Genomic DNA, 13,682 nt, shown 5'->3' with positions numbered 1-13,682 from the left:
ACGGGCAGGCTGAACCTTGTCAGCAAGAAGAAATTTTCATGGTCACTGTTCTTTTTTTCGGCTGCACCAGCTGATGATAAAATTGAGCATAATTTTCGTATAATCGACCAGTTGCTCAATCGATACCTCCTCGTTCACGGAGTGTGCATTATGCAGATCTCCAGGTCCGTAAATCACGCTTGGAATGCCTGCATTATACAGCCATCCTCCGTCTGTAACGGATTGAGAAACGTCAATAACCGGACGCTCCCGTTTCACTTTCTCATGAGACGCTGTAAGCGCTGATACGCCTGGATGGCCAGGGTCAACTTCCAGTGCCGGAAAAATTTCTCCCCTGTCTTCAATCATAGATGAGCCTCCCCACTTGAAGACAGGGCGGTTTTCCCTAAGCCAAATATCACTGTCACTCAGTCGGTTAATATAATCTTCTATTTCCGCTGCCACTTGTTCATGAGTTTCATTAGGGTAAAAATGGACTGTGATCCACAGCCTGCACTCATCCGCTATAAAAGCCGCATGTCTGCCGCCTTCTATGACAGCCGGATTAATCGTATTTGTGCCTGGTTTAAAACCGGGATAACTTTTCATGATAGACCAGTGGCGCTCCAGTTCCCCGAGTCCCGCAATGATTTTTGCCATTTTTTCAATTGCGCTTGCTCCGAATGTTCCTCCGCCTGCGTGAATCATATTCCGCCTCGTCCCATCATGAAACGTTTGACTGCTTTTGATTTCAATCCAGCCTGTAATAACACCGCCTTGACCTTGAATATGCATATCGCTCGTATCCGCGACAACTGCAAAATCAGCATGATAGCCCCTCTTGCAGCATTCAAGCGTCCCGGCTTCTCCGACTTCCTCCCCGATTACCGATTGCAGAATCAAATCACCAGGAAGTTCAATGTCGGCTTCACGAATCAATTTTACCGCAAACAGCACACATGCCATTCCGCCTTTCATATCAGAAGCGCCTCGTCCAATTAAGAGGCCGTTTTTTTCAATTGGATGAAACGGATCATGCTCCCACTCCTCATCCTCTTTCACCTCTGCCACATCTACATGGCCATTGATGATCAAGCTATAATGACCTGCTGAATCTGTTCCCTTTAGTAACCCTACAACATTGGGATCTCCTGGGTACACGTCCCATTTATCAATTGAGAATCCCATTTCATTTAAAAACCCAGCAATCCAAGACTGAATGCCGTCGGTATTTCTTGCAGGCGGAGCAGGAGTTTTATAGGAAATCAGCGTTTTTGCTAGCTGAATAAGCTCCTCCTTTTGATCTTCCACCTTTGTTAACAGAGACTCTATTTGTTGATTCAATGCGATCCGCTCCTATTCTTTAAAATCAAAGAAGCCGTTTCAAATGTTATGAAACGGCTTAATAAAAACAAACAGAGTCCTATGTACTCCGTTTTTTCACCGCTTCCCTCCGCTGGCATGATCCAGATCAGGTCAAAAGGGTTAAGACAAATGTCTCTCTCAGCTTCGCAAAGCACCCCTAGGATGATCGATATGTGTTTGTCAGGCATTCGTTATTGGCTCAGCTCTTGTTAAAAACGGCCGATCCTGATTCCATAATACATGGATTGGCGTATCAAAAAAAGCGGAAAGGATTTGATCAGTAAGCATTTCCTTTATTTCTCCCGATTTAAAGACCTCTCCCTGTTTTAACAAAAGGGCTTTGTCAAAGACCGGCAAAATTTCTTCCGCATGATGAGTCACGTAAAGGATCGATGGCGCATTTTCTTTATTGGCAATGTATGTAATCGTGTCTAACAGCTTTTCCCGGGCAATAAAATCCAGCCCTGTGACCGGTTCGTCCAGTATCAGCAGCTCCGGATCGGCCATAAGCGCTCTTGCAATCAAGGCTCTTTGTTTTTCTCCTTGAGAAAGGGTTTCATAGCGGCGGTCGGCATATTCAATTGCTCCCAAGTCATCTAACAAACCAATGGCTTTTTCCCTGATTTCTGCACTGGGTGTTTCATATAATCCAATTGAAGCGTAAGCTCCGCTCAAAGCAATTTCAAATGCTGAATCTGCCGGATAAAATTTTTGCTGAAGAGTCGCTGAGACGAGGCCAATTTTCCGTCTAAGTTTCTCTCCAAGCTCCGTTTTACCAAATTGATGGCCAAGCACCTGCATCTCGCCCGATGTTGGAAAATAATATGAGCAAAGCATATTTAACAAGGCTGTCTTCCCGGCTCCATTCAGTCCGTAAAGCACCCAATTTTCTTTTTCTTCCACCTTCCAATGAATATCTCTCAGTATCCATTTTCCATTCCGCTTTAATGAGACATTGTCAAGTTGCAAAATCATTGTGGTCCTCCTCTTCACTACCCTTTATAATTATTTAAATTTTCATAAAACTTTGTACGAACTAGGATACCTTATTTTTCCCAAAACGTAAACCGCCTGCAACCAATAGAAAAGCCTTTAAAACACAATCGTTTTAAAGGCTTTCTATTTCATTATTGATGAATATTTTTATTCATTTGTTTGATAGCCGCTTTTTCAAGTCTGGACACCTGCGCTTGAGAAATACCGATTTCCTCGGCTACTTCCATTTGAGTTTTCCCTTGGAAGAATCGCTTTCTCAAAATCATTTTTTCCCTATCATTCAGCCTTCTCATGCCCTCTTTTAAAGCCAGCTCTTCAATCCATTGTGAATCTTTATTGCGCTCATCACTGATTTGATCCATCACAAAGATCGGGTCTCCGCCGTCGTTATAGATCGGCTCAAATAGTGAAACCGGATCCTGGATGGCATCCAGCGCAAATACGATTTCCTCATGCGGTACTTCAAGAACTTTTGCAATGTCTTCTGCAGTCGGCTCCTTGCTTGTCTCACTGATTAACCGCTCTCTTACTTGAAGTGCCTTATAAGCGATATCCCGGAGTGATCTTGAGACACGGATCGGGTTATTATCGCGTAAATACCTGCGGATCTCTCCGATAATCATAGGTACAGCGTATGTTGAAAACTTAACATTGTGGCTTAGGTCAAAATTATCAATGGATTTCATTAGTCCGATGCAGCCGACCTGAAATAAGTCATCAACATACTCTCCTCTGTTATTAAATCTTTGAATGACACTTAAGACAAGACGTAAGTTCCCGTTTACAAGCTTTTCTCTTGCTGAATCATCGCCTTCATCCTGCAGCTGCCTAAACAGCTTTCTCATTTCTTCATTCTTGAGTACTGGTAATTTGGAGGTATCCACCCCGCAGATTTCGACTTTATTTCTCGACACTTTTTTCCCTCCCTACAGGAGCTGCTGTACAACGTTAAGTATCTCCTCGGGTGGGAAAAATATGCACTGCACTCAGACCGAAAAATAGTCATTATTGGGAAATCCTTGTAGAATCAAGGGATTACCCGCAAAAAATTTTTACACCATTTTGTTGAATTCTTTTCGCAATCTTTTAATGATTCGTTTCTCAAGACGAGAAATATAGGACTGGGAAATCCCCATCATATCCGCTACATCCTTTTGGGTCTTTTCCTCCTCGCCGACAAGACCAAAACGGAGTTCCATGATTTGTTTTTCCCTCTCATTGAGCTGTTCAAGCGCTTTTTTCAAAAGCTTTTTATCTACGTTAGCCTCTATGTCTTTTGTGATGATGTCATCGTCAGTGCCAAGCACATCAGAAAGCAAAAGCTCATTGCCGTCCCAATCAATATTTAGCGGCTCATCAAAGGAAACCTCTGAACGGATTTTGTTGTTTCTCCTTAAATACATCAGGATTTCGTTTTCTATACAGCGGGAGGCATAGGTCGCCAGCTTGATTTTCTTTTCTGGATTGAACGTATTCACAGCTTTGATTAATCCGATGGTACCGATGCTGATTAAATCCTCTATATTAATTCCCGTATTTTCAAATTTACGGGCGATATAGACGACGAGGCGCAAATTACGTTCAATCAAAATGGCGCGTGCCGCCTGATCGCCGTTTGGGAGCTTCATTAACAGAACCTGCTCCTCATCTTTAGATAATGGAGGCGGCAGGGCTTCACTCCCACCTATGTAATAGACTTCATCACTTTTCAGCCCAAGTTTCATCAGCAGCTTATACCAGAGGTGCGTCAATCGCAATTTCAGTTTTTTCATCTTCCTCTCCCTTCTAAATGTCACGTCGTTTGAGTATGATAAGTAACGGACATTTGAGAACATTATGAAACGTGTTTGATGGCCTTGCCCGAAAGCATTTTCGGATGAATAATTGCGTCAAACTCTCCATCTGCCGATAGCTGTGTTGTGCTGATGCCGATTAAGCATTTATCTGCAGAAACCATATCTTCTTTTGTTATAATCGTTACGTGATCCGGTTTAACGCATAGTAAAAATTGATTTTGCTGACCTACTCCCCTGTATGGAATCAGCCTCAGTTTATCTAAAAAGCGAAATGAATCATCGAGTTGTTGGATGGCTTCCAATGGATCTGTGTTTCGAATAATTGTCGTTTCGGCTGCTCCGAAAATCGGTTCCAGTTTATCAATGTGAATAATCATGACCGGCGTTTTAGTAAGCGGATCGTACAGCTGATTACCGGAATCAATCAGCCCTCTGACATGAAGCGTTTGGCCGCCCAAATCAGCCTGTACGCTGACGCGTTCCTCATATTGAATGTTTTTTGTTTCAACATCTTCAATTCTTCTCTTAGAAAAAAACCATAATGCTGGAAAGCCAGCAACAATAAACAACCAGCTGATCGGATCTCCAAACCCAGTTTGATTGGTAATCATGACACCGTTTTGAACAACAGAATTTGACTGCAGCAAGGAATGGGCTCCGATTATTCCTCCCCCCATTAAAAAAGTCGCAAAATAAAAGGAAAACAAATTTTGAAAGAAATAGCGGAATCTCTTAAAGCCAAATGTCACCATCACAATAACAACTGAAAAAGCCAGCTTACCTGCCGGATGTTCAACGATCGGCGAAAAAGGAGTAAACATCAAAAGGACAATACTTGAACCGATGAACGCTCCGCCTATCAGTCTTCTTTTTTTCACATGACGTTTTAAAATAAATGCCGTGAGCAAAAGTAAAAGTGCATCAAAACAAAAGTTTAACAGCCAAATGACATCTAAATAGATTTTCACATCTGACTCCTTTCCTTCTTGCATCACGCTGTTCCCCTTCTTGTTTCATAGTATAAAGCAAGCTCCGTGGGAAAGTCTGTCAATTAATGTTGAGAGGAAAATACAATTTTTAAGGGATATCTGCTTAATTTGTCGAGGAATTGAATGAGAGGATATATAAAAAAAAGCTGCCTTTTAGCAGCAGCTTTTTCACACTTAATTTTCAGTATTGATATAAAGTTTTCCGTTCGCTGTTTTTCTTGTTTCATTTCCATAATCATCTCGTACAATTACTTCTACTTTTGCTCCGTTTGCTTTAATAGAAGAAGCGGCTGTCCAATAGCTTTCATATCTCCCAGGAGAAATTTCTCTTAGCGGGAGCTCTGTGGCATTTTGCACACTCGCTCTTGCATTTGTCAGAGGCAGACGAATAACAAACGTTGCATCCAAATCTTCAGCGCTTGAGAAAGCGATTTTCACAGATTCACCAGCTTTTAAGATTTTGTCCTCTCCCGGAATCAATCCAGAGATAACAGGCTGGTTAAAGTTGACATCAATGACAGCCTTTTTCGTCGTTTTGTTTCCTGCTAAGTCTGTAGCAGTCACCTTGATTTCATTGCTTCCGTTCTCCAAAAGAATACGAGCCGAGTATGAACCATCAGTTATCGTTGCTTTTTTGCCATTCACCTTAACTTCTTTCAGATTATCATCGGATACAGACCCTTTGACAGTCAGCGCCTCTTTATTTGTTTTCTCGCCATCCTTTGGATTGTCAAGCGTTAATTCAGGCTTGTCTTGATCAAGCGTGACCGTGATCGGGCTGGAGGCATCCGTTGTTCCGCTGTCTGTTGATGCAGTTGCCGTCAGCTCATTTTCGCCCTTGCTGAGTGTGATGCCTGCCTGGAACGTGCCATCCGCAGAAGCTTTTGTTTCTCCTGCTTCTTGCTCTCCATTATAAATGTGTACCGTTGTTCCCGGAGAGGCTTTTCCTTTTACGGTGACGCTCTCCTTATTTGTATATGATTTATCTGCCGGTGAAGTAATCTCAGGTACAGCAGCTTCATAATCAACTAATGCGCGGATCATATAGTTGCCGTCTGCTTCGTCACCTGGCTGCCATTTTCGGTCTATATACTGCCAGTTCCGGCCGGAATTCTGACCGGTTTCATCCATAGCCAGTCCAGGTGAATACGGGTCAGGTTTCGACTGGATATACACAAGATAAAAGTCTTTATCGACCATAATCCCTTTTGAACTGAGATCCACCTTGGTCCATTCGCCATTGCGAAGGGCTTCAGCGTTAAATGGCCCGGCAATTTTCTTACCCGGTGCTCCGTTTTCTCCTGTAGCATCGTATACCTCAACCTTAAACTCTGTGCCACCTGGATCAGGAAACTCTGTATCCCAAAATCGGAACAGTCCTCCTGTAAGCATGCCTTTTTCCTTGCCGTCAGCCAGCGTCATTTTGACGGCCCATCCGTTACCGGCCGCAAAATAGGAATTGGCATTCTCCGCCGTTCCGTCATCATATGCAATCTCACCCGGATACCCGACGAAAGGCTTCAGTACAGTTTCTTTTGTCACATCACCTCTTAAATCAACAGAAAATTCATCGCTGTAAAAACCCGGTGCAGCGACTTTAATCGTATAGGCGTCTTCATATGCCTCTAGCGTATATTCGCCTTTGTCGTTTGTTGTAGCCGGTTCAACCGCAGCATCCTCTACCACATAAACAGAGGCGCCTTTTACCGGATCTCCTGTCGTTTTATTGATGACTGTCCCTTTTAATGTGCCCTTCTTCATTTCCTCTAACGTAAAATTAGCTTGTGTCGTCTGATCTGCCTGCAGAGAAACTTTTTGTGTTTTCGATTGATAGCCGTATGCTTCTGCCATTAGCGTATAGTCTCCCGCTTTGTGCGTCAGCGTGTACTTCCCTGTGGATTGATCTGAATATGTTGTTTTTCCTGTTTCTACCACACTGACTTGTGCCCTGAGCGGCAAGACATGAGGCTGTATATCTTTACTCTGATGATTTACCGTTGTGTTTGCAGATGGCTTAGCTTTTTTCGGATTTACTGCCTTTTTCTTTAGCTTTCCAGACGGCTTTTCGACACCCAGCTTATTCTTTTCGGCTGTTTTGCCGGCTGATTTGTCAGAAAGCACTACATCATCAATGTACCAGCCCTCTTTTGTAATACTTTCATCAGATTGGAGGTTAAACATTACTTGAATGTTTTGACCTTTATAAGCGGATAAATCAATTTCTTCGTCTGTCCAGCTTGATGTCTTTCCATTATAGACACCTGCCTGCTCCCAATTCTTTTCACCCTCAGGCAAAACAAAAACGTAGCCGTAATCAAAATCATCCTCTAAATTGTGCCAGCTTTTAAATTGGAGAAACAGGTTTCCTGAATCCGGCACTTGAACAGGAGGCATCACAAGATTCATGTTTGCTGAGTTGGCATAGTTTCCTGACAGGTTTGTTCCGTATACCTTTTCTCCGGATGCTGCTGTAGTTGGGCCTGCTGACGGAACTCCCCATTCCCAGCTATTATTTGTTCCGCTTGCAATCCAGCCGCCGGGTGCAGTTTCAAAGTCCTGCTTATATCCCACCGTGATGCTCGGTTTCACTATTACATCGTATGTGTCAGACACAACGACATGGCCGCCAAAGTCCTGAATTATCCACTTATAGCTTAGTGCAGTTCCTTTTATATTTGGAATCTCTGCCTGATACGTTCCTTTCAGGTGATCACCGCTGATTCGCTTAGCCGTTACTTCTGTCCATTCACCTTGATCCAGCTTATAAGACAGTTTTACAGATGTCACGCTTACATTGTCTTCAGCTGTCAAAGTAAGCGGCAGGCTCGCGCCCTCATAGGCTTCTGTTACTTTCTCATGCTGATAGACAGGAGGCTCTTGATCATCTCCCTCAACAGAAACTTGTCCTTCTGCTTTTCCTAAACCGTCTGTAACAGCTGATACAGCATCAAAAGCGTTCACCAAACCATGGCCGTATCCGTTATTCGGAGAATCAGGAAATGTTGAATCCGTCAGCGGTTCAGCCGTACTGGTTAATATATCCTCCATCTCATCGACAGAAAGTGAGGCATCCGCCTGTTTCAGCAGTGCGGCAACAGCGGACACATGCGGCCCTGCCATTGATGTGCCATCCCATCCGTCCTCATATGTCTGACCGGGAACGGAAGAACGAATATTTACACCTGGTGCAGAAATTTCCGGCTTTATTTCATCATATGGAGATGGCCCTTGAAGAGAAAAGTCAGCCAGCTTTTTGTTTATATCAGTCGCTCCGGTTGCAAACGATTCAGGATAGTTTGCCGGGTTTGCGATAGAACCAGGGCCGCCAGGAATAAAGAGATCCGTATTCCCCGCTGAAAACTCAGGGAAAATATCGGCCGCACGCCAGGCATTGACCATGTCTCTGTACCATTCATCAAGTCCTGAACCCCCGCCCCATGAATTATTGACAACATCAGGAGCCATTTCCGGGTGAGGATTGCCCTCTGCATCCTTTGGAGCTAAAACCCATTCACCGGCCTCTAAAATGTCAGCATCAGTGCCGCCATCTTCAGAGAACGCTTTTACAGCAATCCACTTTGCGCCTGGCGCTACACCGATTTGATTTGTTCCATCGGGTTCAGATCCCACCATCGTACCTGTCACGTGGGTTCCATGAGCCAAATCATCATAAGGGCTTGCTTCCCCGGCTACGGCATCATACCAGTTCATTTCATGATCCGGCTCATCAGGATTTTCCGGATGATATCCGCGATATTTCTCCTTTAATGCCGGATGGTTCCATTCCACGCCTGTATCAATGGACGCGACAACCGTGCCAGTTCCGTCATATCCAAGTGCCCAAGCTTTCGGGGCGTCGATTTGGCCTACATTCCATTCCACACCGTCAGTTGCTTTGACAGCTTTTTGCGCTTTTTTTATATTAAATGGAGAGGATGACTTAAATAACTGTCGTTTCTCATTTGGAAGCACCTTTTCCACTTCGGGGAATTGTGCTACTTTTTCCATCACTTCTTTTGAGGCATGAACAGCGATCCCATTCACTACATAATAAGAGTGAATTTGGTCTGCATTCCCCTTATTTTTCTGGCTGTTCAAGTATGTTAAGACATCTCTCTGGGATTCATCGGCTGTGACTTTTAAGGAAGACACAACGGCAGAACGCTTTTGATATTCTGTCTTAGCGGCAGTCAGCTTCTTCGATTTCGCTTTTTTAACAGCAGCTTTTGCCGCTTTTTCTGTGTCAGCTTGATCTTTAAATTTAATCAGAAAAGTCATTTTTTCTTTCTTCTTAAAGCTTTTCTTTAATGAACTCGAGATCTTGTTCTGAATGGATTCAGCAGATTGAAGCTCCTGTTTAACAGAAGCTAAAGCGCTTTTGCTGCTTGCCCCGGCTACACCCGGAAACAACAGTGAACCGATGACAACCGTACTTAAAACAGAGCTGATGAGTCTGTTTTTCGTTTTTTTCCTCATATTTATCCCCCTTTTTTAAAATACTTTGTAAAAAAATGTCGTCCCTCCTTTTAAAAATGAATGGTTTTGTCAGAACATCGCTGTACGTTAACTGTAGACAATCTGCACTACAGATATTGTCGTTTTATGTCATTCGATTTCCATATATATGAAAATGATAAAATCGTCACGAAATAAGAATAGGTCTAATAGGCTGATTTGTTATTCTGTGAAGGAAGACATAGGGAAAGGAAAAATTTTGGAGAAAAACAAAAAGGACAAAATCGAAAACGATTTTGTCCTTTACATTAGCCGCGTTTATTACGGTTTCTTAAGAATGTCGGGATGTCAAGCGTATCATCAGCCGGCTGTGACGTGTGACGGCTTACTGTGTTTTGTTGCTGAGGCTCCTCACGTTTTGGTTCACGCTTTGGAACACTTTGATTATGTGTTTTGATGCTTTGGTTTAAGCTTGGACGCTGAGGTTTCGTCACGTCCTTCTCTTGTTCAATAAAGCCAGTCGCAATCACTGTCACCACAATTTCGTCTTTTAGATTTTCATTAATAACAGAACCGAAAATCATGTTTACGTCTTGGTCAGACGCAGAAGCGACAATGTCTGCTGCTTCCTGAACTTCATATAAGCTGAGGTTTGTTCCCCCAGTGATGTTCATGAGGACACCTTGCGCACCGTCAATGGCCGCTTCAAGAAGCGGGCTGGAGATTGCTTTTTTTGCTGCCTCTGCCGCGCGGTTTTCTCCAGTCGCAATACCGATACCCATCAAAGCAGATCCTTTGTTTGACATGATGGTTTTCACATCAGCAAAGTCAAGGTTGATAAGACCAGGTGTAGCAATCAAGTCTGAAATACCTTGAACCCCTTGGCGAAGTACATTATCCGCTTCGCGGAATGCTTCAAGCATCGGTGTGTTTTTATCAACAATTTCAAGGATACGGTCGTTCGGGATCACGATCAGTGTATCCACCGCTTCTTTCATTGCTGAGATTCCGCCTGCAGCCTGAAGCTGTCTTTTGCGTCCTTCGAATGTAAACGGTCTTGTAACAACTCCAACTGTTAATGCGCCTAAGTCTTTCGCGATTTGGGCGATAACCGGTGCAGCACCTGTTCCTGTTCCGCCGCCCATACCAGCTGTCACGAATACCATGTCAGCGCCTTTTAACGCTTCTTCAATCTGCTCTTTGCTTTCTTCAGCGGCTTTTTTTCCGACTTCCGGATTCGCACCTGCTCCCAATCCTCTAGTCAGTTTTGCGCCGATTTGCATTTTCACTTCTGCTTTTGACAGGTTAAGAGCTTGAGCATCCGTATTAACCGCAATGTACTCTACTCCTTGCACTTCATTTTCAATCATTCGGTTAACGGCGTTGTTACCGCCGCCTCCTACTCCGATTACTTTAATTGATGCTAAGCCGTCTATGTTTGTTTCGAACTCCAACATGCTAAATCCTCCTAATCTGCCGAATGACTATCTATCTATTCCCAAAACATGCTTAATAGTTTTTTCATTTTGCTCTGTTTATTATGTTCGGCTTGTGTTTTTTGTTTTCCTTTTGGCCGCTGCTGCACCTCATTTTGGTGATGATGCTGCTCTTGTTCCTCTGATGATGAGACTGCAATTTCCTGTAACGCTTCTTCAGGCATCTTGAAGCCTATTTTTCTGCCTTGAATTCTTGCATTTCGGCAGGCGAATTGGATCAGGCCCACTCCCGTCATATATTGAGGATCTCTTACACCGATATAATTCGGGCTTGCCACTCTGACATTGTTTTGCAGCACATCCTGTGCCAATGACATGACACCCGGCATTGCTGCTTGTCCCCCTGTCAGCACGAAGCCTCCCGGCAGATCGGTAATGCCCATACTGCTAAGCTCTTCTGAAACAATGTCAAGAATCTCTTCTAGTCTTGCTTCAATGATATTCGCTGCTTCCTGCTGTGTAAATGTTTGTTTTTGATTGGTGCCTATAACGGTTACCTCAAATACTTCATCTTCCGAGGCTTCGTCATAGTAGGCATGTCCAAATTGCTTTTTCACGCGTTCTGCTTCTTCTGTTGACGTTCTCAATCCGATGGAAATATCTTTGGTGATATTTTCGCCTCCGAGAGGAATGACACGGGTAGAAGTGAGATGTCCGTTCTGGAATACGGCAATGGTTGTTGACCCTCCCCCTATATCAATGAGAGCCACACCAAGGTTTTTTTCGTCCTTTGATAATGCAGCAGAACCGGCTGCCAACGGCTGAAGACAAATATCAGTTATTTCAATACCGGCTCTTTCAACACAGCGGAGTAAGTTATGTAAGATTGTTTTTGAACCGGTGATCAAGGTGCCCTCAACTTCTAAACGCACACCCAGCATTTTTTTCGGGTCGGTGATTTCATCTCTTCCATCAACGATAAACTGTTTAGGAATGACGTCTACAATCAGCTGTTCGTGCGGTATTGAAACAACCTGTGCTGCCTCCATGACACGGCGCACATCTTCAACTTGAATTTCCTTATTTTCACTGGAAACTGCTACGACACCGTTTGTATCTTGAATATTGATATAATTTCCATTAACGCCGACAATAGCTTTTCTAAGCGGAAAACCTACCATTCTTTCAGCTTGGTCAAACGCTTTTCTTATAGAATGAACAGTCTCATCTATATCAACGATTGAGCCTTTTTTCAACCCTTCAGACGGTACATTTCCCACACCGATAATATTAAGGGAATCATCTGTCATTTCTCCGACGATCACTTTTGTATTGGACGTACCGATGTCAAGACTGACGTAAAGTTCATTGTTGTTCATTCTATGGCACCTCCTCACATTTCGATCATTTCTATTCTATTATTTGCGGAACAACAATACAATGAATGTGGCTTTACAAGTGTGTAACAAAAAAAATAACAACGGAATATTCCTTATATGCTAATCACATTTTATGTTTATTGAAAATATTCGTTATATCCTATGTATATCCTCTTTTATATCACATTTTTTTTATTTTTTTTAGAAAGACTCCACTTTGTTAGTAGATTTCTTCTGATAACGGCTATATTCTGAAATAATCTGACTCCAAATGCGAATATACCTGCTAAATACAAGTCTACACCAAGATGGACTCCCAGAAAAGCTAAACTTATTGCCAATATAATATTAAAAAAGAAACCGGAAACAAATACCATTTCATCATATGTACCTTGTAAATGCGCCCTGATTCCGCCTATTAAAGTATCAAGTGCGGCAAGCACGGCAAGTGACAAATAGTTTGAGTATTCACTCGGTATCGTTAGGTTTGTCATCAGTCCGATCGCTATTCCGAGCACCAGTCCCAGCACGGGCAGCCACATGACAATTCTCCTCCTTTTCAGTCTTTAAGCGGTTTCAGCTGTTGTACGTCTAATGGTCTGTCATATGCTTTTAGTGTCAGGTCGCTGTCAGATTTACCGGCCTTTAATGCTAAATTTTCAGATGCAAAAAGGTCCTCAAGTCCTGATCCCTTCACTCTGCTGTACAGCATGACCGGATCTTCGGCAAGCACTTTTACTTTTAAAGGATAATCGTCAAGGCTGTATCCGTCTATTTTCGTTGTGCCGTTTATATCCCTTATGACCGTATGATTCACAACTCTTCGCTCATTAATCGAGATATGTTCAGCACCGAAGGAGTTGAGTTCATTGATCAGCTTCTTCAGCAAATCCGGAGGCGGATTTTCGATCGGCTCTCCTGTTAAGCTTTCAGAAAAAAGCGGGGAAATGGTGATGACAATTCCGCTACCAGTTATATCGGTCATGCCGGCTGTTTTTTTTAAGGTTTGCAAGGTATTATTGAGCGCGGTTTCTTTTGTCATTTCTTTCGTTTGCGAATAGCTATTGAGCAGTTTATCATATTTGTTTATTTCAGCCAGCAGTTTTTCCTGCTTCTTCTGCTCTGACGTCAGCTCTTCCCTTATATCCCACATATCCCTTGTGTCTCGGACTTGAGGGTGCTTCAATGAGTTAAACTGAACAGCTATCATGAGGCCAAAGATGACCATAAGCACACTGATGCTTATGAAGGAACGCTTTATTTTCAATCCGTTTCACCCGCTTTTTT

Annotated in this window: 10 protein-coding genes and 1 riboswitch; all 10 genes read right to left on the bottom strand. The window is 43.2% G+C overall.

The annotated features are described in order from the left end of the window. Positions 1-42 precede the first annotated feature (42 nt). The 10 genes from Q3W56_RS00335 to Q3W56_RS00290 all read right to left on the bottom strand — a co-directional run bounded on the left by Q3W56_RS00335 (position 43) and on the right by Q3W56_RS00290 (position 13,662). Positions 43-1,323, bottom strand: a complete 1,281-nt coding sequence (locus Q3W56_RS00335; protein ID WP_302894122.1) for an acetylornithine deacetylase — start codon at positions 1,321-1,323, stop codon at positions 43-45. An 87-nt stretch (positions 1,324-1,410) separates the two neighbouring features. Then, a riboswitch (TPP riboswitch) is annotated at positions 1,411-1,513 on the bottom strand. Between the two features lie 11 nt (positions 1,514-1,524). After that, the gene (locus Q3W56_RS00330) at positions 1,525-2,319 is read right to left on the bottom strand and encodes an ABC transporter ATP-binding protein (RefSeq protein WP_302894121.1); all 795 of its coding nucleotides are present in this window, start codon (positions 2,317-2,319) and stop codon (positions 1,525-1,527) included. Between the two features lie 152 nt (positions 2,320-2,471). Then, positions 2,472-3,254: an RNA polymerase sporulation sigma factor SigG gene (gene sigG / locus Q3W56_RS00325; protein ID WP_019714339.1), complete on the bottom strand. Its 783-nt coding sequence runs from the start codon at positions 3,252-3,254 to the stop codon at positions 2,472-2,474. Between the two features lie 138 nt (positions 3,255-3,392). Beyond that, a complete protein-coding gene (sigE, locus tag Q3W56_RS00320; RefSeq protein ID WP_003221446.1) occupies positions 3,393-4,112 on the bottom strand; it encodes an RNA polymerase sporulation sigma factor SigE in 720 nt (239 codons plus the stop codon). A 62-nt stretch (positions 4,113-4,174) separates the two neighbouring features. Next, positions 4,175-5,104 (bottom strand): sigma-E processing peptidase SpoIIGA, encoded by a 930-nt coding sequence (spoIIGA, locus tag Q3W56_RS00315; protein ID WP_029317037.1) that lies wholly within the window; start codon positions 5,102-5,104, stop codon positions 4,175-4,177. 195 nt (positions 5,105-5,299) lie between these two features. Continuing rightward, positions 5,300-9,601 (bottom strand): S8 family peptidase, encoded by a 4,302-nt coding sequence (locus Q3W56_RS00310; RefSeq protein WP_302894120.1) that lies wholly within the window; start codon positions 9,599-9,601, stop codon positions 5,300-5,302. A 287-nt stretch (positions 9,602-9,888) separates the two neighbouring features. After that, entirely contained in the window at positions 9,889-11,037 is a 1,149-nt protein-coding gene (ftsZ, locus tag Q3W56_RS00305) for a cell division protein FtsZ (RefSeq protein WP_003232167.1), read from the bottom strand. A gap of 35 nt (positions 11,038-11,072) precedes the next feature. Beyond that, a complete protein-coding gene (ftsA, locus tag Q3W56_RS00300) occupies positions 11,073-12,395 on the bottom strand; it encodes a cell division protein FtsA (RefSeq protein WP_302894119.1) in 1,323 nt (440 codons plus the stop codon). A gap of 176 nt (positions 12,396-12,571) precedes the next feature. Next, entirely contained in the window at positions 12,572-12,937 is a 366-nt protein-coding gene (locus tag Q3W56_RS00295) for a small basic family protein (protein ID WP_268399442.1), read from the bottom strand. Between the two features lie 17 nt (positions 12,938-12,954). Beyond that, positions 12,955-13,662 (bottom strand): DUF881 domain-containing protein, encoded by a 708-nt coding sequence (locus Q3W56_RS00290; RefSeq protein WP_302894118.1) that lies wholly within the window; start codon positions 13,660-13,662, stop codon positions 12,955-12,957. Positions 13,663-13,682 lie beyond the last annotated feature (20 nt).

This window comes from Bacillus sp. C28GYM-DRY-1 (genome assembly GCF_030519405.1).
Classification (GTDB): domain Bacteria; phylum Bacillota; class Bacilli; order Bacillales; family Bacillaceae; genus Bacillus; species Bacillus spizizenii_A.
This window is presented reverse-complemented; position numbering and strand designations above follow the sequence as displayed.